A 23,516-nucleotide genomic window follows, 5' to 3' on the forward strand; every position below is an offset into this window, starting at 1 on the left:
GATTATGCCTCCTTTGTGTTTCTTCCTTCTTCGATAGAGCCTTTAATTAAAATAGGGCAAATATCTTTGATTTGGGCTTTTAGTTTTTCATTGATGGATCGACGAACATTGTAGGCATTATATATATCAATGATAGCCTTCTGAACTTCTAAATCTGGTACTGGTATTTCTATTTCGTAGAATCGATCCATACCTAAATTAGTTCTTATACTTGCATCACTCATAAACCAGCCTAAACGGTCAAGTTCTTTACGAGAAAACCACATCATTACATATTCTGCAAGGACATTATCATCTTTTATTTGCAGAATGCTATACGCTGGGGAAATAATTATTGGTTCTTTTTTATCAAACAGTGCAATTCGTATGCATTCATCTCGTCCTGTTTGCATTCCCGAAAATGCAAATTGACCTTTGGAGACCAATTTGTATTTTGACAAATCAACGCCATTTGTATTTGCAACAGAAGGCATAAATTGTTTTGTAATATTAATACCTTGAACATTGGATATTATTCCATCAACATTTCTGACATCCACTTCCTGAAGAATATCACCAACCGATTTTTTAGTCGATTTATGTTTATAATTGTCAATTAATGCATCGCAAGTAAGCTTTAAATCTTCTAAGCCACGCTCATAGGCTTTTTGATTAGCCACCATGGCATTGTAGACATTCACATACTTTTTCTGTATAGCAAGTGGCGGAAGGTCAATATCCATATCACAAAAAACATCCCAATCAAGATTTGAACGGATGCTCCCATCACTGCAAAATGCTCCAAATCTATCTTCTTCTTTTGTTAAGAATTTCATAAAAAAATAAAGGGGAATTACTGTATCATTGGATGTAATCTCAAAGGTTGTGTATGCAGGAGAAACGATTATTGGATCTTCATCTAATTGCATACCTATTCTTATGCATTTATCTCTACCTGTTTGCATCCCACTATAAACAAAGCATCCTTTTCTAACGACTTTATATTTGGTTTCATCTAAACCATTGGTATTCGCAAAAGTAGGCATAATTTCCTTATTAATATTTATCCCACAAAATTTGCGTATACCTAAATTATTTCGTTCATCAATAACAGATATTAAGTCACCAATTTTATATCTACTCAATCCCATAGCCGATCCCCCTGAAGGCGTCCTCAAGCATCTTTTGCGACTCTTTTTCCTCACGCAGGATGTCTTTCATCTCGGCTTGAATGCGTGCCATTTCTTTTTCATAATCTATATCTAAATCATGGTCGATAAACTCGATATATTTGCTTGGTGTGAGAGACCATCCCTTGCTTTCAATTTCCGGCATCCCGACACTGCGATAAAGTTCAGGAATGGCATAATTATTGCCGTCTGTGCCTTCACTTTGCCAGATGTGGTAAATATCGGCAGCATGCTGAATCTGTTCGGCACTAAGGCGTACTTTTTTCTTGTTTTCACCTTTGACAGCATTTTCTGTCCAGGTACGTAAATCCATAAAAAGTATTTCGCCTTCACGGTTGCGGAGATTTCTACCGTGATATATTCCGCCTTTTTTATTCTGATTTAGAATCCAAAGTGTTACGCTGATGTCCGTTGTAATAAACAACTCTCGCGGAAGAACAATAATTGCTTCCACCTTATCATTTTGAATAAGTCTTTTGCGAATTTCCAATGTATCACTGTCGTTTAATGCACCGTTAGCAAGCAAGAATCCGGCAACACCGTTAGAAGGCTTTAAGTGTGAGAGTATATGTAAAATCCACGCATAGTTGGCATTGCTTTCAGGCGGTGTGCCATAATCTGCCCAGCGAGGATCATTCTTTAGATTTTCATCATACCAGCCTTTAAGATTGAAAGGCGGATTTGCCATGATGTAGTTGAAATATAATCCCTTATGTAAATCATGGGTAAATGAAGAATCATTTGTGCCACCAAGGTTATGGCTGATGCCACGAAGTGCCAAATTCATCTTTGCAAGGCGATAAGTTGCAGCTTCCTTTTCCTGGCCATAAATATTGATGCTATTAAGATTGCCCTGCTTTGATTTCACAAGTTCGGCACTCTGAATAAACATACCTCCAGAACCGCAGGCAGGGTCATAAAGTGTGCCTTCAAACGGTTCAATCATAGCTGCAATAAGCTTAACTACATCGTGAGGAGTATAAAATTCTCCTTCTTCTTTTGTTGCATTAACTGCGAACTCTTTAAGGAAATATTCATACACATAGCCAATTAAATCTTTTTCTTCACCAAAAGCCTTGTGACTGATTTTATTAACTTCATCAACAATTTTCTTGATGTCATTAGCAGCTAAATTACGAGTGGTAAATGTACCCTTTATAAAGCAACCTTTAAGCTGAGGATCTTCCTCTTCAAGTCTGCTTAATGCAGTGTCAAGTGCAACATTGAGTTTTGGAGCCGGTGTGTTAATGATGGTTGACCATCTTGCTTCTACAGGAAGGTTGTATGTTCCATCTGCAAAAGTAGCATCATCAAAGAATGCAGCTCTGATGTTTTCATCATCAGGGTCTAGTCCCTGCTCAATTAAAGTCTTACGGAGTGATTCGATGCCGTCTTCGTATTTCTCACCGATAAAACGCAAGAATACAAGTGTGAGCATCATATCTCTTTTTTCAAAAAATGAGCCAGAATTTCGTGCTGCACGTAAGTAATCTCTACAATTAAAAAGTATACTATCTATATTTAATGCCTTTTCAGCAGTTTCCTTTTAGCCATTACTTTTCATCCTCCGCCATAAATTCCAAAATATCGTTGGGCGTGCAGTGTAAAGCCGTGCAGATGCCTTCCACTTTTTCCAGTGATATATATTGCCCAGTGCGTAGTTTCGTAATAATGTTGGCGGAAATATTGCTCATTCTCATTAAGTCCTGATTGGAAATATCTTCTTCAATCATGCGATGTAATAGTTTTTTATAACTAACAGCCAAAACCCCCTCCTTATTTTAATAATTAAACATTATCACGATTCTGTGAGTATATCAACGATATAAAGAACCAATAGCTCTGGAATATAGCAGATTAAAAAAAGTCTCCTTTGCTATTCATTCCACCCTTACTATTCATTCCATAAAAGTGACATGCACAATTTTTTGAACAAATTTACCAAGCTAAATCTTCAAGAAGTTGACGCACCCATGAAAGTATTTCGTGCTCGCTCATTGCGCTAGTTCCAAGCGAAGATTCAAAAGGCGCTGGAATAATAAGCATATGAGTAAGAGGACGATACTGCAATCCTTTATAAATACGCTTCAAACGCATCATCACAGACTCTTTTGGATCGATGCCAACAACTCGCACTGATTTTCCTTGAGAGCTGATTTGCGTAATACCAATCTCGCGTGCTTTAAAACGCAAACGAGCAACATCACACAAAGACTCAAACTCTTCAGGTGGATTACCAAAGCGATCAAGAAGCTCATCGTGAAGTTCTTGCAAATCACTATTATCCTTAGCAGCAGCAAGCTTCCTGTACGCTTCCAAACGAAGCTTGTCAGAGGCAATATAATCAACTGGAAGAGAAGCTTCAACAGGAAGATCAATAGTTACGCAAACAGGCTCAACTCTTTCAGGTTCCTTATATTTTTCAACAGCTTCAGAAACCATACGAACATACAAATCAAATCCAACACCCTCAATGTGTCCACTTTGCTCATCTCCAAGCAAATTTCCAGTTCCGCGCAATTCCAAATCTTTCATCGCAACATCAAAACCAGAACCAAGCGCAGTATGCTGAGCAATTGTTGAGAGCCTATCGTGAGATTGTTGTGTCATAGGCTTAGACGGATCATACAAAAAGTAAGCGTAAGCACGCTCATGACCTCTACCTACTCGACCACGAAGCTGATGCAACTGGCTTAAACCGAATCTATCTGCGTGATCGACAATAAGTGTATTCGCATTAGAAATATCAAGGCCTGTTTCAATAATCGTTGTACAAACAAGCACATCAATATCTCTATGCCAAAAATCACGAATAACAGCATCGAGCTGCTTCTCACCCATTTTTCCATGAGCAATAGCAACACGAACATCTGGCACAAGCTCCTGAATCTTACTTGCAACAGAACTAATATCTTCAACGCGATTATGGACGTAAAAAACCTGACCCCCACGCAACAATTCACGCTTAATGCATGCAGCAACTTGAGAATTATCATACGCACCAACGTATGTAAGCACTGGAAGCCTATCTTCTGGAGGAGTTGCAAGAGTAGACATTTCACGAATCCCAGTTACAGCCATTTCAAGAGTTCTAGGAATTGGCGTTGCCGAAAGACTTAATACGTCAACGTTTGTGCGCAAAGCTTTAAGCGTTTCCTTATGTTCCACACCAAAACGCTGCTCTTCGTCAATAATAACCAAACCTAAATCTTTAAACTTTATACTAGGATTCAAAAGCTTATGCGTTCCAATAACAACGTCAATGCTTCCATCTTGCAATCCAGCTAAAGTTTCTTCAATCTCTTTAGAAGTTTGGAATCTACTCATTGCAGCAACTTTTACAGGGAATCCTTCAAAGCGATTTGTAAAAGTCTCGTAATGCTGCTGAACAAGCAAGGTCGTTGGAACTAAAACAACAACTTGCTTGGAATCCTGCACAGCTTTAAAAGCTGCACGTAACGCAATTTCAGTTTTACCAAAACCAACATCTCCACAAATTAAGCGATCCATTGGGATTGGGTTTTCCATATCTGCTTTTACTTCATCAATAGTTGTAAGCTGATCAGCAGTTTCTTGATAAGGAAATGCGTCTTCCAACTCTTTTTGCCAAGGAGTATCTTTACTAAATGCAAATCCGCGAGATTGCTGCCTTGCTGAATAAAGTTTAATAAGATTTTCAGCAATTTCATGAACATGCTTTTTAGCCTTTGCTTTAGTTTGAGCCCAGTCGGAACCTCCGAGCTTGTTAAGCTTTGGTATTTCTGCACCTATATATTTACTCACTAAATCAAGCTGATCAGTTGGAATAAAAAGCTTATCGTTAGGAGCGTTACGTTTGCTAGGAGCATATTCAATGACTAAATATTCGCGAGTTGCACTGCCACCCGAAACAGCAATATTACGTTGTTTCATGCCAACAAAACGTCCAATACCATGCTGCTCGTGCACAACGAAATCACCAGGCTTTAGTTCCATTAGGTCGATTGCTTTGCGCCTGCGTTTTGGAGTTTTTAGTTGAGCTGATGCAGAAGATTTACCTGTCAGATCACGCTCTGTAAGAATCGCGATACGCGCAACATTATCAATGAAGCCATCCGAAATACTTGAGCGCACTGTAGTAAATTCATGTACACCAGTCGCATATATAGCGCGCCTCAAGCGTGCAAGAGTACCAGAAGCAGCTGCAGTAATAGTTACAGCAAAACCATTGTCAACAAGAGAAGTGATGCCGCCAGAAACTTTCGATTCATCTCCTCGAAACTCTTGTGGCGCCGATGCTGGCAAAGTAATATTTCCATAAATTTGATTGTCAACACCAAAAGATGTTAATTTCCATACGTCATGATTAGACAATTCTAACGATGAAATCGTTTCATCAAAATCCAAGAAATTAGCTTGATCGAATGTTATTGGAGCTCCAGAACCGTGACCAGAAGCAGCAACATGCCAACTAGCTGCTAAGAATTCGTTAGCTGTAGCAGTTACATCATCTGCAGCTCTACGGCATTTTTCGGGATCAGATAGAATAATAACAGATTCCTTTGGAAGCATATTTTGCACTGATTCCATGCGATCAACTAGTGCAGGCAACAAAGACTCCATACCTTCTACAGGTATAGAATTTGCGATTGATTCAAGCATATCGTCAGCATTTGGAATTGAGCCAATAAGAGAACGCGCACGCTTGCAAATTTTTTCTGTAATCTGAAGCTCACGACAAGGCGTAGCCCAAATACTTGCAATATTATTGCCATAAGTGCGCTGATCAGAAGCATGAAATTGCTTTATAGTATCAATTTCATCACCAAAAAATTCAATTCTCACAGGATGTGTCATCGTTGGCGCAAAAACGTCAATAATTCCACCGCGAACAGCAAACTCTCCGCGTTCCATCACCAAATCAACACGATTATATGCGTTTTCTACCAAACGTTTCACAGCATATTCAAGAGTTAATTCTTTTCCGCACTCAAATAACAGAGGATCTATATCACCAATGCCCTCAACTACAGGCTGAATAAGCGATCGCACAGGCATAACCAACACGCGAATCGGACCAAAAAGTGATGTGTTATTTTCAGGATGGCAAAGCCTACGAAACACTGCAATCCTGCTAGCAACAGTATCTGCTCTAGGCGAAAGCCTTTCATGAGGTAACGTTTCCCACGCTTCTAATTTAGCAACGTCTTGAGCATCACCATCGTACCAATCACGTACAGATGCAATAAAATCTTCAGCATCTCTACTCGATGGAACAATAACAACAACCGGCTTTTTCTTAGCTAATGCAGCAACAATAGCAGAACGAATGCCAATAGGAGAAGAAATTGTTAAATCTCCACTTATTGAATCTAAATCTTTACGATTTTTATTTGCACTTTCGCAACAATAATCAGATATCGCATCAAGATTATATTCAGATAAAGCTTTAAAAAGTGAATCCTTAGTTGATAAATCATTAAGAATATCTCTCAAGCTTATTGCTGAAATATCATCAGTCTTATCATTCTTGTTGTTTTTGATATTAGACCTGCTATCAGCGGCCATTAAACTTCTCCTGCGTTGCTGCTAATCCATGGAAAATAATACTTTCTGCAGCATCAGCACCATCTGCTAAAAAGTTTGGAAGATCAGATTTTTGAGCTGCAGCAAAACCTCCAAGAACCCAATTGACAGTATTATCGTGCGCGTGAGCACCACGCTGCGCATGACCAACACCCATTCTCACTCGAGAATATTGAGGAGTGCCAAGAGAGCGATCGATAGAACGAATACCGTTATGTCCTCCCGCAGAGCCTCCTGCTTTTACTTTAATGCGTCCAAAATCTAAATCCATATCATCGTGAATTATCACAATATGATCCGGTTCTATTTGATAATAGGAGCTTATAGAAGATACTGCAGCACCAGAATCATTCATAAAAGTCAACGGTTTAGCAAGGAAAAACTTTGCTACGCGACCATCAAGATTCATAACACCTTTGCCAAGTTTAGCTAAACCTTTGTGATCCGAAAGAGATACTGACCAACGTTGTGCCAAAACGTCTGCAACCATAAAACCCATGTTGTGTCTAGTACCCTCATATTTTGTACCAGGATTTCCCAAGCCAGCAATAAGCCAAAAATCCGATGCCATGGCAGACCACTCCCCATTCAAATATTTAGCAAAACAACAAAACGGGCGCATCGATTGTAGCTGAACGTAAAATTACAACTACTCGATACGCCCTTATATACTTCAGCCTATTCTATCAAGACTCAAGTCATTATGTTATTTATTTCAAAAATTCGTCAGTAGACAATTCTTTTGCTTGCGGAGTTTTATGAGTTACTTTGCCTTTAGAATCAGTGTAAGCACCTTCCTTACTTAAGAAGTTAAAGTAAGCTTGAGCGCCTTTAACATCAGTGGTTCCGAACACAAATTTTCCGCTCTTAATATCCGCGCGATTGCCCCAATATTGACCGTCAACAATCATCTTCATGCTACGCTGAACAAACTTTATGTCGAGATTAGCATCTTTCGCTTCTTTCACAAGAATTTCAGAAGCCTCATCAGGATGTTCATAAGCATACTCATATCCGCGCTTTGCAGCTTTAACAAATGCTCGAACAAGCTTAGGGTCTTTAGCTACAGTACGCTTATTTGCGATTATTCCAATAGTATCTGGCTGACCTGGTACACCGTAGTCGCCCTCCATGAAGCAGCGAAGCTTTGGTCCAAACATTTCAGACTGTACACCTTCCCAAGTGCCGTAGAAACCACCAAAATCAGCTTTGCCAGATTCAAGAGTTCTAAAAGTTGAAGTTCCAACAGTCACTTTGTCGAACTTACCTTGACCACCATCGTGTTGAATCATCCTACGAATTACAGCATCACCTTCAGCTGAACCAAAAGTTGCAAAAGTACGACCATCAAAATCTTTTGGAGAATGAATTTTATTGTTCGAAGCAAGTGAACACCAAATAGCACTTGGCTTTTGCTGAACTTGCATAACTTGCTCAAGATTTGCTCCCTTTGTTGAAAAATCAGCAGCATTTGTCAAAGTACTAAGAGCAAAATCAGCAACACCACTATCAACTGCGTGTTCCGAACCAGTCTGAGCAACAGCAAGTATATTGACATCTAATCCAGCATCTTTAAACCATCCTTTATGCTTAGCAACATAAATACCAATATGATTAGTATCCGGTGCCCAAAATAGCATAAACGACACTTTACGAAGATTTGCATTCTTACTACTACTTGCAGATCCACATGCCGAGAAAGAAAATACGCAGCACGCAGAAAGAACAAACGCAAGAGTACGCTTTACAATACGCATATTCATGAGTTCCCTACTTTGTTTCTTGTACCGTTCTTCTGGGAAAGTGACACGAACTCGGCAGAAAACGGTAACAAAGGGCCTAGCTCGCGCCGTTCAATGCCCCTGCGCAGATTCAACCTGCTACAGTTTGCCACACATTGACTCACGAAACATTTAGATTATGCACGGTTAAAGAGACAAATAAAAATCATGTACACTATTAAATTCACAGAAGTTGTGCGCTTCTAATAGAATGTACATGCTATTTGTAGTCTTAAATAATTCGGTTGGGGCAGCAATCGAAGTCATTTACAGAAAGGAATCGAGTTTTCATGACGCAATCGCGTTTTAAACGTATGCTAATTAAATATCTGCCAACTGTATTTTCTGTAATAGTTTTACTTGTTTTTTGGCAGTACGCATGCGAATATTATAAAATTTCGGAAAATTTGATTCCAACACCATCTTCAATTGCTCAATCAACAGCTGACGCTTTGCCAACTCTATTACCTGCAGCATTAATTACAACACAAGAAACAGTTATCGGTTTTTCTATTGCAATAGTAGTTGGAATTCTTTTAGGCGTTATTTTTCATGTTTGTAAGCTTGTTAAATCTGCTTTATTCCCGCTTTTATGTGCAGCACAAACTATGCCACTAATTTCTATTGCGCCAATTTTTTTGATTTGGTTTGGTTTTGAAATATCTGGAAAAATTGTAATCGTAATGGTTTTCAGCATGTTCCCTATTGCTGTGCAAACTATACGAGGTCTTGACGCTGTTCCAAGTTTTTATACAGATGTTGCTTTAACTTGTGGAGCAAGTAGAACTTGGACTTTGTGGCATGTTAAATTAAGGGTTGCAGCTCGCCAAATTTTTGGTGGCATACGCATTAGTGCAGCTTATGTTTTCGGAACTGCTTCAACTGCAGAATATTTGGGAGCTAAAGATGGGCTAGGAATTTGGCTTCAATTCGCTTATAACTCATTTAGAACACCACTTATTTTTTCTGCAACAATAGTAATAATAATTCTTACTGCGCTTCTTATGTGCATTGTTAATGCTTGCGAAAGAATTCTGCTTGGTTCAGTAGACGAAGATGATGATCCAGATAACCAATTATGAAATTGCATTAAAACAGCGCATGTGAGCTACAAAAGTAACGAAAATAACGCAATATTCGCTACTCTTGTAACTCACAAACTGATATATTAACGAAAACCTACTTACTTACCTGATTCTTCTTTCATTGCTTCATTAATAGCATCGCTCAGCTCTTTTTGCGCCTTTCCGTAAGCTTCCCAGTTTCCGGATCGCATAGCAGAATCAGAATCTTTTAACGCTTGAGCTGCACGTTTAAGTGCTTCTTTAGCTTTTTGACTCATAGAATGAGATTTTTCTGAATTCTTAGACTCATTTTCCTTAGAGGTACCTTCTTTAGAATCAGCATCCTTAGATTCATTATTTTCAGCAGCATTGTTTGAAGAAGAATTATTAGAAGCATCTCCAGCCAAAGCGCCTGAGTTTCCGCCAAATACTTGATTAAGTGCTTCATCTAACGTATCTGCAAATCCAACTTGATCTCCAAAAGCAACTAACACCTTCTTAAGCAAAGGATAGCTAGTAGAACCGCTAGATTGCACATAAACAGGCTCTACATAAACCAGCCCACCGCCAAGAGGCAATGTAATCAAATTGCCGCGCTTAACTTTAGTAGAACCGGATTCAAGCAAATTCAATTCTTTAGAAACATTTGCATTAGCGTTGAAATTATTCTGAGCTTGACCAGGTCCTGGAACATTAGATATCTTAGGTAATTCTTGCAAACGAATCTTACCGTAATTTGGACCAATCTTTCCAGGAGTATCCCCCGCATCTGAATCAACAGACAAGAAACCAGTTAATATTTCACGAGTACTTTTACCTGCCGGAATATAAGTAGAAACAAGCGAAAATACTGGTTTCTTTGCGTCTCCAGTTTGCAAAGTCAAATAGTATGGAGGTTGCAAAATATCTTCTTTTTGTGCTTTTTGAGATTCAGTTGGATCAACAGGAATCTGCCAGAAGTCTTCTCCAGAGAAGAATTGGCTTGCTGTATCGACGTGATACTTTGCTAATAAGTGACGTTGAACTTTAAACAAGCTTTCTGGGTAACGCAAATGCTTCATCAAATCGCCAGAAATCTTAGAAATGTCATGATAATGACCTGGGAAAATTGAACGCCATGCTTTAATCACAGGGTCTTTCGTATCCCACACATACAAATCAACAGATCCATCATAAGCATCAACTGTAGCTTTCACAGAATTACGAATGTAGTTTGCGCGCTGATTTGTCAACCCTTTAATAGAATGAGAAGTTGTTGTTGTGGAATCTTGAGTTACCTTACCAAAATCAGTCATTTGAGAATAAGGGTAAGAATCAGAAGTAGTATAGCCATCAACAATCCACTTAACGCGACCATCTACTACTGCAGGATAAACTCGACCATCCAAAGTTAAGTAAGGAGCAACCTTAGACACGCGTGTCTTAGGATCACGATCATACAAAATTTGAGATTCAGAAGTCACACGGTCAGAAAAAAGAATCTGATCAGACTCAAATCTAATTGCATGCAAAAGTTTAGAGAAGAAGTTTCCTAAACTTGGACCACCATTGCCTTTGAAAGTAGTTAAAGCACCTTGAGAGCCAGTCGGATAATCAAACTCCCATGGAGATGTCCCTTTTGGAGAACCAACGATAGAATACTCAGGAGCATTTGGTGAGAAGTAAATACGCGGTTCATACTTTTGTGACTTAGTAAGTTTGCCTTGAGCAGGAATACCATACTCCATAAATTGTGGCTGTCCATCTGTTGTTACTTTATTTCCGTAAGCTGCAACAATTCCATAGCCATGCGTATAAACTGTATGATCATTAACCCAGTTTCGATTATCGTTGCCAGCTAAATCAAGCTCGCGCGCAGCAATAACCGTATCTTGACTTACACCGTCAATATCGTATTTATCAACTGAAAGCGTATCTGCGAAAGTGTAATATTGCTTCGATTGCTGCAATTGACGGAACGTTGGAGACGTAACTTGTGGATCTAACAAACGAATTTGCGCAGTTGACTCTGCTTCTTTTGATAATGCACCTGATTTACCTTTAGAAGTAGCGTTATACGATTCTTTCTTTACGTTATTTAGCCCGTAAGCAAACTTTGTTGCATCGATATTACGCTGAATATAAGTAGCTTCCAATTCCTGAGCATTAGGAGCAACTTTAAATCGCTGCACAAGTGCCGGCCAAGCGAAAGATATAACAATTGAGCAAACAATCATAAAAGCTAAAGCAATAATTGGTGTTTTCCATGCCTTAATTGCTGTTTTAAAACGCACTGAAATTGGTGCTTCTACAGATAAAGCATGAGATTTCATAAACCAAAATGCAATAACAGAACCAACTAACACTGTTATCACTGCCATTGCTATGCTTCCAGGAACACCAGCATTCATGTCAGTGTATGAGCCGCCTGTAATTCGAGATCCATCAAGAGTTACTAAAGCGAACATGTCTAAAATCTGTTGAAGTGCCCATGTCAAAATCACAAGCATAAACCATACAGAAATTTGTCTACGTGCTCGTTTTGTAATACTTAATATGCCTTTACCATCGATAGGCATACTAAAACGAATTGCTCCCATAAGAATGTGCGTAATAATAGAGAAAACAAGAGATATTACCAATAAAAGCACAAATGCGCTTATAAATAACCTTAATCCTGGAAGCACAAATACATAGAAGCCATTGTCAATTCCAAATTGCGGATCTTTAATGCCAAAAGGTTGGGCGTTAAACATTAACAAAATTTGCGCCCAATGATTGTAGAATTTAAATCCAAATACTGCGCCTACAATCAATGAAAAAATTCCTGCAACATGCAAAGCAAGCTTTGAACTAATTCCCTGCTTTAAATCAATAACATTGCCTTTAATTCGAATATAAGTTCCATCTGCATTGCTTGGACGCGCTTTTATTGCCAAAGCTGCAGACAAGTATCCAAAAGCAGACATTAATATTGCATAAAGCACCCAAACGCCCACTTTTGCTGCAAGCTGAATCCAAATAACACTTTCAAATCCAAGCTGCGAATACCACATGCAATCAGTTATGAACCTTGCGAGAGCAAATATTGCAGCTACAGCAAACGCGACAATTAACACTACTATCGCAAGAATCCACCTCCACTTTTTTGCAGTATAAGTAAATTTTGCAAAATTCAGATTAACTTTCATAGAACAATTTCTTTCATTCTTAAGCTTATTGTTGTTATCTTTCTCATCATCATTGAGAATATAGTCTGTACATTTTTGTTACTTTTATTGCTCGCACTGCTCTTACTATTTTTATTATTTTTAGCCATATATGCACCAGCAACAACCCACATAATGCCAATAATTACTTCTATGATGAGCTTCAACATAAGGTTAATGATACTATACTAATTATTCCCAATCTATATATTATGTAATCAAAATTAATTACAAAAAGCGCACCCGCAAGTTAATGCGAACGCGCTTAAAGCGATTAAATTAAATCAAATTGGAGTATTTAAGCTAGGCAACATCAGGATCATCTTTAGCAATCGTACCAGTAAGCTTTCCAATAGCCTTCAGTAAGTGGTATACAACCAACACCACAACGGTTCCGATTGCAATACCGTTGAACTGAATTCCAGAAATAGCAAACTGGAAGTTAGCAATACCAATAATCATAACGATTGCAGCAATCATAATATTCACTGGCTTATCGAAGTTAACTTTGTTTTCTACCCAGATTCTTACGCCAATCATGCCAATCATGCCGTAAAGCAAAGTGGTCACGCCACCAAGAACACCAGCTGGGATTGAATTTACAACAGCGCCAAACTTTGGGCAAAGGCTCAATATAAAAGCAAAAGCTGCAGCACACCAATAAGCTGCAGTAGAATAAACCTTTGTTGCAGCCATAACACCGATATTTTCACCGTACGTGGTGGTACCACAGCCGCCAAATAAACCAGCAATAGCTGTACCAAAACCATCTGCGAATAATGCAGTTCCAATCTTAGAGTCATAGTCGCGACCAGTCATTTGAGCTACAGACTTTACGTGACCAACATTTTCTGCAATGAGAACAAGTACTACCGGCAAGAACATAAGTAGAACAGAGAAATCAACTTGTGGCGTGTGGAATTTAGGAAAACCAATCCAAGAAGCTTCTTCAATCTTTTTAAAATCGACTTGACCTTGGAAGCATGCATAAGCGTAACCAACGAGAACACCTAAAAGAATATTTAAACGACCAAGAAGACCGCGAAATACTACAGCAATAAGCATTACAGCAACTAATGTCACAAGAGCTGTATCTGGAGCTTTCTGGAAGTTAGTCCAAACTGCAGGTCCTAAATTAAAACCAATAATTGCAACGATTGCACCGTTTACGACAGGTGGCATAATAATGTCAATCCACTTAGCTCCTGCAAAATGTACAAGCACACCTATAAGAGCAAGAAGCAAACCTGTGCACATAATGCCAAAGCTTGCAACTGCAATACCTTTATGAGCTGTTGTTACAGCCATAACAGGTGCTATAAGACCAAAAGAGCTTCCCAGATAACTAGGAAGCTTATTTGCGTTAATAAGTAAGAACAGTGCTGTAGAAATAGCAGTGAACATCAATGTTGTTGATGGATCAAAGCCCGTAAGAATAGGCACCAAGAACGTAGCACCAAACATTGCAATAACATGCTGAGCACCAATTCCAGCAGTACGAGTCCAAGTCAAACGCTCGTCTGGCTCTACAACTTCACCAGGCTTTAACGTTTTGCCATTACCGTGAAGCTGCCACGTGAATAATGAATTCATTTCTTCTCCTTGCAAAAACAAGCTATGCAAAATGTTGTGTAAAACAAGTGTCGCTAAAAAAACAAGCACTCATTGAGCGCTGGGATGGCAGCTTCTGGGAGGTCCATTGCACCACCGACCCATATGCCAAAGGGACATTCTAATGTCGCAAAACGAAAGTGTCGAGCATAAGAAAAAAATTACAGTTTTGTTTTTTATTTTTGTTGGAATATCAAGCAAGGTCGGCGTGTTGAAAAGAATGCAATGAACACCAACTAAAGTTGATACTTACTAACTTATGTTTATAAAATAATTAAAGTTAGGCAAAGTTAAACAATCGCAAAATTAGTAAACACATACTCAAGCAAGTAATTTTTGTAAATATTCTTGCAAAACTAATGCGTGATTTACTTTTGGATTTTTTGCAGCATACAACAAAGTTATAGTTTGATACTTATTAAACAAATCCATAATCACACCAACAGCTTCATGATTTGAATCAAGTTCTTCAACATAACGATGTGAAAATTCTTCAAAATGCTCCGGGTCATGATTAAACCACTTGCGTAACTGCGAAGTAGGAGCAATATCTTTAAGCCATTTATCAATATGAGCATATTCTTTGCTTATACCACGCGGCCAAAGTCTATCAACCAAGACTCTCACACCATCATCTTCACTAATCGTTTCATACACACGCTTAATCTTCACAGTGCACTTGTTCATAAAATCTCCTTTATACGTTTACCATAATCGCAGCTTTATTTATTTTTTCAAGGAATTATTTACTAGCAAAAGATATCTGCGATATAAATTGAGTTATTATGTTCGATTATGTGATTTTATGTCGGCGTGTCGCGTTTATTTGCAGCAAAATTATATAAAATTTGCTTAATTTTTTTAATTTATGTTCGTTTTTGTCCGATTATGGGAGAATACTTGGCTAAATGGTTAATTTCTTTGATACATGGAAAAAGAAAATCTGCACCATCGATATGGCTCTTATTGCTGTATTGACACTTCTAGCTTCCTTTATTGGCAGCTGGCTTAAGCAGTACCCAGGTTTCCAATTACTTGGTGCTCTTATTATTGCGTTGCTTGTTGGCATGGCTCTGCAGCTGCCATTGCACGTGTACAAAATGAATAATGATTCAAGGCGAGCAGGCGTTAAAAGCGCTGCTGGTTTGATTGCAAACAAACTTCTTCGCCTAGGTATTATTCTCCTCGGATTTAAGCTGAATTTGCATGATTTGTTTACCAAGGGCATTAAATGCTTGCCTATTGCAGCTGTGTTAGTTGCAATAATGGTTTGCGTAACTTATAACATTGCTAAACTCTTGAAAGTAAATCCTCAGCTTGCAATGCTTACAGCAGGAGGCACAAGTATTTGTGGAGCTGCTGCAGTTATGGGTCTTTCTGGCTCAATGCCAGTTCTTCCAGAAGAGGAAGATGAGAAAGAACAGAACGAAGTTATGGCTGTTGCAACAGTTGCAATTATGGGCACTATTTACGCTCTTGCTGAAATTTTCATCCTGCCTAACTTTGGCATGACTAAGCAGCAGCTTGGCATTACAGCAGGTGCATCACTTCACGAAATTGCACATGCTGTTGCAGCTGGCGGAGCGTTCAATAGTATCGATGTTGCAACAATCATGAAGCTCTCGCGAGTTCTTATGCTCGTTCCAGCCTCCATCTTTATTGCAATTTGGTGGAATGCTCGTCATAGCAAAGTTGAAAATGGCGGAAAGCATAAGATTAGCTTCCCATGGTTTATGCTTGGCTTTATTGCAGCATCTGTTATTGGAACTTACGTTCCTTTCGTAGCGGCACACGCATCAACTCTTGTAGAAGCAGGATACGTTTTCCTTGGCATGGCTATGGCTGCACTTGGAATTAACGTAAACTTCCGAGCTATTTTCAAGCAAGGTCGCGCAGCATTTGCAGCAAGCTTCCTAGCTTCTATTGTTTTAGTTGCTTTGGCTTATGCAGCTGCAGTACTGTTCTTCTAAATAAAACATTACAGAATAGTTTTGCTTAACAAATGAGGGTCTTCGTTTGAAGATCCTCATTTTATATTCTCGATAATTTATTTTCGCGTATTCTTGAAAAATCTATCTAATATGCACAGCCGTTCCATCAGGAATATTTTTATAAAACCATTTGGCATCCGCAACACTTAAACGCACACAACCATGCGAAGCAGGCTTACCAAGTTTCATGCCCTCCGACGGAATATATTCACCAAAGTTGTAGCGCGTTGGAACCGAATGGAATAAGTATTCTCCACCAATAAAACCAACCCAATAATCAGCACCAACTTTTTCCTCATGATTAAAGAAATGTTTTCCGCGCATATTAATGTGATAATCACCATGAGGAGTGGAATCACCCATTCCAGAACTCATAATCATTGTATATACAGTTTTACCATTGGCAAGAATATGCACTCGTTGCTTTTTTAAGTCCACATTAACTTTTAAGTCAGAAACTTTAACCCCTGAAAGATTTGGATATTCACCACCAGTAGGATGTTTCCAAAAAACATGATTAACCGTTGATTTATCTAACTTTTGTTTGCAATATTTATCGAAATATTTTTCAAACGACTTATTATCAGCAACCTCATTGTCTTTATTACCAAGATTGTCACTATAAGCATTTTTTTCGCGCTGAATTAATACAGAATTCTGCAATTTTGCGCTGTATCTAGACGAGTAAGAAACCATATTAACAGTTTCGAAAATAATAAAGCACAACCATGCAATCAGCAAAGAAGCTAATAAAACAGAAGACGTAATACGAGCAGCTTTAGAGCTTCTCCTCCACCAGTTGCGCATTTTCGCAGCAATGCGAATGCACTTTTTAATGTCATTCATTATGTTACGAATAAACTGCATTATGTCTCCTATATAAATGCAAAAGCGTTGCATCCAATAGTTTAGCAGGAAATTATTAGATGCAACGCGCAAAAAGCAATATTTTTTCACTTATTAATTCAGCAATATTAAATATGAATCATACTGCTTTTATTTTCGCAAACAATCTCATACGTTGAACTTAAATTCAACAATATCGCCGTCTTGCATAACATAATCACGGCCTTCAAGACGAAGCTTGCCTTCCTCTTTAATTTTGACCATAGATCCTTCAGCAGCAACAAAATCATCATATGACACAATTTCTGCCTTAATAAATCCACGCTCAAAATCAGTGTGAATCACACCAGCAGCTTGTGGAGCAGTCCAGCCTTTATGAATCTGCCAGGCGTGAACTTCCTTAACACCGGCAGTTAAATAGGTTTGAAGACCTAAAATATCGAATCCTACGCGAGCAAGCTGATCCAAACCAGATTCCTTCAAACCAGCATCTTCAAGCATTTCACGAGCATCTGCTTCGTCGAGCTCAGTAAGTTCGGACTCAAATTGAGCATTAAGGAATATTGCTTTTGCAGGAGCGACAGATGCAGAAAGTTTAGACTTTAAATCTTCATCAGCCAACTCCGAATCATCCACGTTAAACACGTAAATAAATGGCTTAGCAGTTAGCAAGTGCAAATCATACACGTCGTTTTTATCAATAAGCTTTTCGTTATGAGCCTGGTCAATAGTTTTGCCAGATTCAAGAATTTCCTTAGCTTTATTTACAGCGTCTACGTATTCTTGCGTAACTTTCTTACCGCGCAAATCTTTTTCAAGCTTTGGCAAAGCATTATCAATAGTTTGCATATCGGCAAGAATTAGCTCAGTATTAATCGTGTCAATATCGTCAGCAGGATCTACTTTTCCGTTAACATGCACAATATCGTCGTCATTAAACGCGCGAACAACTTCGCAAATAGCGTCTGCTTCGCGAATATTAGCAAGGAACTTATTGCCCAAGCCTTCACCCTCGGAGGCACCCTTAACAATTCCTGCAATATCAACGAAAGTAACTGTTGCTGGAACAATCTTTTCAGTATTAACTAATTTAGCTAAAACTGGAAGACGATAATCCGGAAGCGGAACAATACCAGTATTAGGCTCAATAGTTGCAAACGGATAATTCTCCGCCAAAACGTTGTTGCGGGTTAAAGCATTAAACATAGTGGACTTACCAACGTTTGGCAATCCAACAATTCCAATAGTTAAAGACATATTTACCTAGTTTAGACCAGCGCCGGGAAAGCCGACACAACTTGATTTTATTTACTATTTATTTTCAATAGCATCAACTGCAGCAATCACATCTCCCCTAAATCCGCGAGATTCTAGCTCAGCAACGCCACGAATAGTTGTTCCTCCAGGAGAGCACACTGCATCTTTCATAATCCCTGGATGAGTGCGCGAATCCATATATAACGCACCTACTCCTTCAATCATTTTTGCAGCCAAACGGTAAGCACAATCACGTTGCAAACCATATTTCACACCAGCATCGCCCAATGCTTCCATATACATTGCTGTAAAAGCTGGAGCACAGCTAGAAATACACATTGCAATATTCATATGATCACTATTCACTCGCTCTACCAAAGAAATTGGCTCAAATAAAGCACTAAACATTGAAAGTTGACTATCACTAAGCGTATGAGTAGTTTCAGCTAAAGTCACGCCTTGGCAGACCGCAATAGGAGTATTCGGAATAATGCACTGAACATGAGCATTCTTGCCAAGCAGTTCCATGTAACGCTCAAGCGTCCAACCGGCTGCAACGGAAATAACAGCAATACCTCGTTCATTAATAACTTCACAAATTGGCTTAAGCACTTCAGCAACCTGATACGGCTTTACAGCAATAATAATCACATCACTTGCTTCACACACTTCTTGAGCAGTACGCATAGCGCGAGCGCCAATTAGTGAAGTATTACGCTCGAGTTTTTCAAAATTATGCGCGCACGCAACAATATTTTCACCTTGCAATACTCCTGCATTCAGCGCACCTTTAGCGATTGCTTGTGCCATATTGCCATAGCCTATAAAACCAACAGTTCCAGATACACAAGTACCCATACATGACTCCCTTTAGCGCATTGATAAAACAGTAGTGCACTCATTACTAAGCAAACAGATGTATAGCATAGCAAAGAGTGCACTATAATCATTGCGCATATTAAAATTATTACCTTTGTATACGGCTTATCTCTTGTAAATTCCCTCTAAATCACCGCGATTTAAAGCCTCATCAAATAGATGACGGAATACTACATCTCCATGCAAACCATCATGCTCAAACTCATTCGTTGTCCAATAATGGGAGTTTGCAATACGAGAAAGCGTATCTAACTGAAGACCAGAATCAACATACATGTCATCAAAGTAGACTGCAGACTGTAGTGGAACTTCATTATTAGCAAGCTGCTCTTGATCATAAATCTTGCCAAACTGCTTGTCGCTCATTAAGCAGTCAACTGCTGGCAAGAATGGCTGCAAAGCTTTTTCTTGATCAAACATCCAAGGAAACATAGCTTCGCCCGTAAAAAGAAGCGGACGTGCAGAACCAGAAAACTCTGGCATAGTTTCTCGAACCTGTTGAGCAGCCCACAAAATTGGGTGTTCCAATTCACCGTCAGCATAAATAAATTCTTGCAGCGGCCAATAAAGTGGACTAGAAGCTGTAGAGTCCATGACACCGTAAACAAACTCGTCGCTTAAACTACCAGCAACAGAACCGCCAGCGTGTTTGAAAGCTTTAAGCGAACCGTCACCGTCAGAAAAAGCGGAATCAAGAAGCCAGTGCACTCGCTCAAAACTTGGTTTCATACCAAAGGAAGAGCCCAACATTTGGAATCGTTCAACCGTAAGTTTTTCGCCATTTGGAAGCATAACGTCTCCTTGAGCAATACGGTCTGCAATAGCAGCGGCGCGAGCCACATCCTGCGGATAACGCTCATAGAATTGCTCTGTTTTGCGAGCCATACGCGGGAACGTGTGTTCGTAAACTTCACGCGCATTCGCCGGAACATGAGGAATACCGCCGGTTGTGAAGCTTGCAATTAATCCTTGCGGGAACAGTGACAAATATGTAAGCGTAAGGAAACCGCCGTAGCTTTGTCCCAAAGACACCCACGGCTTCGCATCAAACTCAGTAAGTCGCAAATGCTCAAAATCGCGAATAATTGAATCAGCTAAGAAACGCTTCAAATACCATGCTTGACGCTCAACACTAACGCCGTCATCCAACATACGCTTCATGGTTGAAGCATCTACCCTTGAGGAACGTCCAACACCGCGCTGATCCGGCAAAACTACGCGAAAATGCTTAATAGCCTCTTGAATCCAACCATCGCTAGAAGGTGAAAGCGGACGTGGGCACTGCCCGCCTGGGCCTCCTTGCAAGAACACAAGCAGCGGCAAATCGTCATGCACATGCTCAGGAGCGCAAACTACTCTGCAGAATAAGCGAATAGTCTCACCTTTGATAGCACCACCCGGAGTGTTACCCTCCCAATCAAGCGGAACATCAATCGCTCGTTCTTCAATATGCAATCCCGGAACATAATAGCTTGTAAGCAATGCCATCTTGCCATCCCTTTCTTTATTTTCGTGCTACATTGCAACTATCAATTACACACTCTATTTATAAATCATACTCAAGTTTGATTGTTCTATAAAGTACTATGCACTAGCCTAGTAAATATGAAAATATCTCACACGTTTAACAGTTGCATACAACGCTTACGCACTGAACTTACGCTAAACGATATATTGTGGGGTATTATTCCGTTTATTCTTTTTATGCTTTCAAGCGATCGCTACGTTATAAGCAACGTTGATGGCTTTTTGACTCAAGGTTCGCTTATTACAGTAACGCTTATCAATATTGTTGTTGCATTACTACTTTCAGTCCGAAAACTATGGCCTGAACAATCGGCTACTATTTTTATTGTTATTTTCATTGTGCAAGTAGCATTTGGCTCTACTCAACTTTTCGCTGATTTCTTTGGTTTCGTGCTACTTGTTAATGCTATTGCGCGCGGAAATCCAGAACATTCAAAAGCTTTTGTTATTGCAGCTTACGTAACAACAGTATTATCTTGCGCAATAATATCGTGGAATATCGTAATGGGGCCAATATATGGCAACAATCATTCAAAAGCTAGTTACACTTGTAGTGTACAAAATATAAATAGTAGTAACATAAAAAATTGCGTTTCAAATATACTTAATTTTGCAATTCCTTCAATAATTTTTGCGATTATTACTACCACTATTACGGTTATTATTGGCTACTGGCAGCGCACTCACGTGCATACTATTCAACTTTTACAAGATCACAATAATTCTATTCGCGCATACCGCAAAAAAGCTCAGCATATTGCTGTTACTGCAGAACGCGCAAGAATTGCCAGAGATATGCACGATATTGTTGCTCACACGCTTTCTATTATTATTGTGCAAGCAGATGGTGGTCGTTATGCAGCAACCAAAGATATTTCGCTTGCTAAAAAAACAATGCATATTATTAAAAATGAAGCCGAGCGAGCCGTTCACGATATGCGCCGACTTCTAGAAGCTTTAACAGACGCTCCATCGGGTCAATTGGACTTCAATCACGTGCCTTCTCTTATTGAGCAAGCAAAAATTGCATCTCCTAAAAATATTTTTTGGCACACTGTTGATGGCATAAATTCTCAAAATAGGCTTAACGCGGACGCACAAACCGTTGCATACCGCGTTGTTCAGGAGTCTCTTACTAATATTCGAAAGCATGCAGGCGAATGCGTTAAAGTAAACATTCATGAAGAATGGAACAACCAAGGTTTAAAACTAAAAATTACAAATGAAATACACAAAATCGAAGCTAACCAAACGCAAAATAGCAATGCGCCACATAAAAACGGTTATGGTTTGATTGGCATGAAAGAGCGAATTGAAAATCTTCACGGAACGCTTGATTATGGAAAAATGAATGATGGAACGTTTAGTATTGTTGCTTTTATTCCATATTCCTACAGCGCAGACCAGTCAAACAGTACTGCTTCTGTATTAAATAGTATTCATAACGTTACTCATAAGAATGCAAAAGTTAATAATCAAGCAGAAGCACAAACAAAACCGGAAAATGCAAACGTTTCAACATCATCGGAAGTTTCGACAAACGTTTTGCCATACGTTTTACCAGAAGCAAATACTTCAAAAAATAGGATTGAGAAAGTATCACAATGGTTTGAACAACATTGGCTTATTGGAGACATTATTTATGCATCACCTTGGGTTGTTATGATGCTCTTTCTGCCAACCTACGATTTTATTGTTGGAGTTGGAATGTCTTCACAATATTCCAACTCGCTTTCATTACAAATACTTTATAAAGTATTTACTCTTACAACCATGGTGCCATTCATGTTTCGCAGAAAAGCTCCAACCGCATGCGCAATTGTTGCAGCAGTATTTTCTGCAATACAGCTTATACTCTTGCCGAATATTTTATTCGCTAATTTTTTCATACCAAATATTATTTACGCTGCTGTGCTCTACGGTAAAAAACGCGCATGGCAATGGGTTAGCGCAGTAGTGCTTGCCGAATCTGCTATTTTCGCCGTAAAAATTGGTATTTCATCAAAAAATATTCCACAAACTGAAACTCCAATACGATTCTTTACATCAAATATTGCCACAACCAATTTTTATGACTTTATGCAATTTGCGTCCGTTGGATTAGTTTTTGGTTTTATAGTTGCGTTAATTTGTTTTGCGGCCATTGCATTTGCTTATTCCCGCAGAAACGATGACAATAATTTGCTGATTCTAAAAGCGCGCAGAACAGAATTAGAGCAAGAGCAAAAACAGCTAGAAGTACTTGCAGCTAACGCAGAAAGGCAACGACTTAGCTCAAATATTCAGCAAAAAGTTGCTATTACATTGCATAAAGTAATCGATGCCGCAAATAGCGGAATTGATATGCTAAATAAATACGAAAAAACAAATAGCAATGCAGAAAATCGAAAGTTATCAGAACCAAAGCAATCACAGGAACAAAGTGAAGAAATTAGTAAAGCCTTTAAAAATATTGGAGATGAAGGTCGTTCGGCACTGAAATATATGCGAAAATTGCTTGGAGTTTTGCGAGAAACAGGTTCAAGCGTTCATTCAGCAAATAATGCTGCGAATGTAACTGAGATTGCTATTCGCCCTGCTGCCCCACTTGATGAGCAAATTCAACACAACGCATTAAATAAGCAATAGTAAGTTGATA

At 39.0% G+C, this 23,516-nt stretch carries 16 protein-coding genes; 3 read left to right on the forward strand and 13 right to left on the reverse strand.

Going from position 1 to position 23,516, the window contains the following annotated elements; all coding sequences use genetic code 11:
• Positions 1 to 2: 2 nt before the first annotated feature.
• The 6 genes from HXT48_RS03835 to HXT48_RS03860 all read right to left on the reverse strand — a co-directional run bounded on the left by HXT48_RS03835 (position 3) and on the right by HXT48_RS03860 (position 8,497).
• Positions 3 to 1,130 (reverse strand): restriction endonuclease subunit S, encoded by a 1,128-nt coding sequence (locus HXT48_RS03835; RefSeq protein WP_421792977.1) that lies wholly within the window; start codon positions 1,128 to 1,130, stop codon positions 3 to 5.
• The gene (locus HXT48_RS03840; protein WP_421793195.1) at positions 1,117 to 2,688 is read right to left on the reverse strand and encodes an N-6 DNA methylase; all 1,572 of its coding nucleotides are present in this window, start codon (positions 2,686 to 2,688) and stop codon (positions 1,117 to 1,119) included. The genes HXT48_RS03835 and HXT48_RS03840 overlap by 14 nt, the downstream gene beginning before the upstream one ends.
• Positions 2,689 to 2,722: 34 nt before the next feature.
• Positions 2,723 to 2,935, reverse strand: coding sequence for a helix-turn-helix domain-containing protein (locus HXT48_RS03845; protein WP_421788766.1), 213 nt, complete (start codon positions 2,933 to 2,935; stop codon positions 2,723 to 2,725).
• Between the two features lie 172 nt (positions 2,936 to 3,107).
• Positions 3,108 to 6,716, reverse strand: a complete 3,609-nt coding sequence (gene mfd, locus HXT48_RS03850; RefSeq protein ID WP_421792979.1) for a transcription-repair coupling factor — start codon at positions 6,714 to 6,716, stop codon at positions 3,108 to 3,110.
• Positions 6,706 to 7,305: an aminoacyl-tRNA hydrolase gene (gene pth / locus HXT48_RS03855; protein ID WP_004111397.1), complete on the reverse strand. Its 600-nt coding sequence runs from the start codon at positions 7,303 to 7,305 to the stop codon at positions 6,706 to 6,708. Before pth ends, mfd begins: the two co-directional genes overlap by 11 nt.
• A gap of 139 nt (positions 7,306 to 7,444) precedes the next feature.
• On the reverse strand, positions 7,445 to 8,497 hold the full coding sequence (locus HXT48_RS03860) for an ABC transporter substrate-binding protein (RefSeq protein WP_004111395.1): 1,053 nt from the start codon (positions 8,495 to 8,497) through the stop codon (positions 7,445 to 7,447).
• Positions 8,498 to 8,805: 308 nt separating this feature from the next.
• Here HXT48_RS03860 and HXT48_RS03865 point away from each other — a divergent pair, with 308 nt between their 5' ends.
• Positions 8,806 to 9,597: an ABC transporter permease gene (locus tag HXT48_RS03865; RefSeq protein ID WP_421783161.1), complete on the forward strand. Its 792-nt coding sequence runs from the start codon at positions 8,806 to 8,808 to the stop codon at positions 9,595 to 9,597.
• A gap of 101 nt (positions 9,598 to 9,698) precedes the next feature.
• Here the strand turns inward: HXT48_RS03865 and HXT48_RS03870 are convergent, their stop codons facing one another.
• From HXT48_RS03870 to HXT48_RS03880, 3 genes are all read right to left on the reverse strand, one after another.
• A complete protein-coding gene (locus tag HXT48_RS03870) occupies positions 9,699 to 12,749 on the reverse strand; it encodes a UPF0182 family protein (protein ID WP_421783159.1) in 3,051 nt (1,016 codons plus the stop codon).
• A 321-nt stretch (positions 12,750 to 13,070) separates the two neighbouring features.
• A complete protein-coding gene (locus tag HXT48_RS03875; protein WP_004119362.1) occupies positions 13,071 to 14,360 on the reverse strand; it encodes a uracil-xanthine permease family protein in 1,290 nt (429 codons plus the stop codon).
• Between the two features lie 339 nt (positions 14,361 to 14,699).
• The gene (locus HXT48_RS03880; protein ID WP_012914086.1) at positions 14,700 to 15,065 is read right to left on the reverse strand and encodes a DUF488 domain-containing protein; all 366 of its coding nucleotides are present in this window, start codon (positions 15,063 to 15,065) and stop codon (positions 14,700 to 14,702) included.
• A 221-nt stretch (positions 15,066 to 15,286) separates the two neighbouring features.
• Here HXT48_RS03880 and HXT48_RS03885 point away from each other — a divergent pair, with 221 nt between their 5' ends.
• A complete protein-coding gene (locus HXT48_RS03885; protein WP_033888753.1) occupies positions 15,287 to 16,348 on the forward strand; it encodes a YeiH family protein in 1,062 nt (353 codons plus the stop codon).
• A 102-nt stretch (positions 16,349 to 16,450) separates the two neighbouring features.
• On the opposite strand, the gene HXT48_RS03890 is transcribed toward HXT48_RS03885, so the two are convergent.
• From HXT48_RS03890 to HXT48_RS03905, 4 genes are all read right to left on the reverse strand, one after another.
• Positions 16,451 to 17,236 carry a L,D-transpeptidase gene (locus tag HXT48_RS03890; protein WP_064621610.1) on the reverse strand — a complete coding sequence of 262 codons (786 nt, stop codon included), beginning with the start codon at positions 17,234 to 17,236 and terminating at the stop codon, positions 16,451 to 16,453.
• Positions 17,237 to 17,383: 147 nt separating this feature from the next.
• On the reverse strand, positions 17,384 to 18,472 hold the full coding sequence (gene ychF / locus HXT48_RS03895) for a redox-regulated ATPase YchF (RefSeq protein ID WP_004111381.1): 1,089 nt from the start codon (positions 18,470 to 18,472) through the stop codon (positions 17,384 to 17,386).
• A gap of 54 nt (positions 18,473 to 18,526) precedes the next feature.
• Positions 18,527 to 19,330, reverse strand: a complete 804-nt coding sequence (gene proC / locus HXT48_RS03900) for a pyrroline-5-carboxylate reductase (RefSeq protein ID WP_064621611.1) — start codon at positions 19,328 to 19,330, stop codon at positions 18,527 to 18,529.
• A gap of 126 nt (positions 19,331 to 19,456) precedes the next feature.
• A complete protein-coding gene (locus tag HXT48_RS03905; protein ID WP_288231111.1) occupies positions 19,457 to 20,839 on the reverse strand; it encodes an alpha/beta fold hydrolase in 1,383 nt (460 codons plus the stop codon).
• Between the two features lie 117 nt (positions 20,840 to 20,956).
• Between HXT48_RS03905 and HXT48_RS03910 the strand changes: the two genes are divergently transcribed.
• Positions 20,957 to 23,506: a sensor histidine kinase gene (locus HXT48_RS03910; protein ID WP_421792982.1), complete on the forward strand. Its 2,550-nt coding sequence runs from the start codon at positions 20,957 to 20,959 to the stop codon at positions 23,504 to 23,506.
• Positions 23,507 to 23,516: the final 10 nt, after the last annotated feature.

It is taken from the genome of Gardnerella sp. KA00127 (assembly GCF_049244125.1).
Taxonomy (GTDB): Bacteria; Actinomycetota; Actinomycetes; order Actinomycetales; family Bifidobacteriaceae; genus Bifidobacterium; species Bifidobacterium swidsinskii.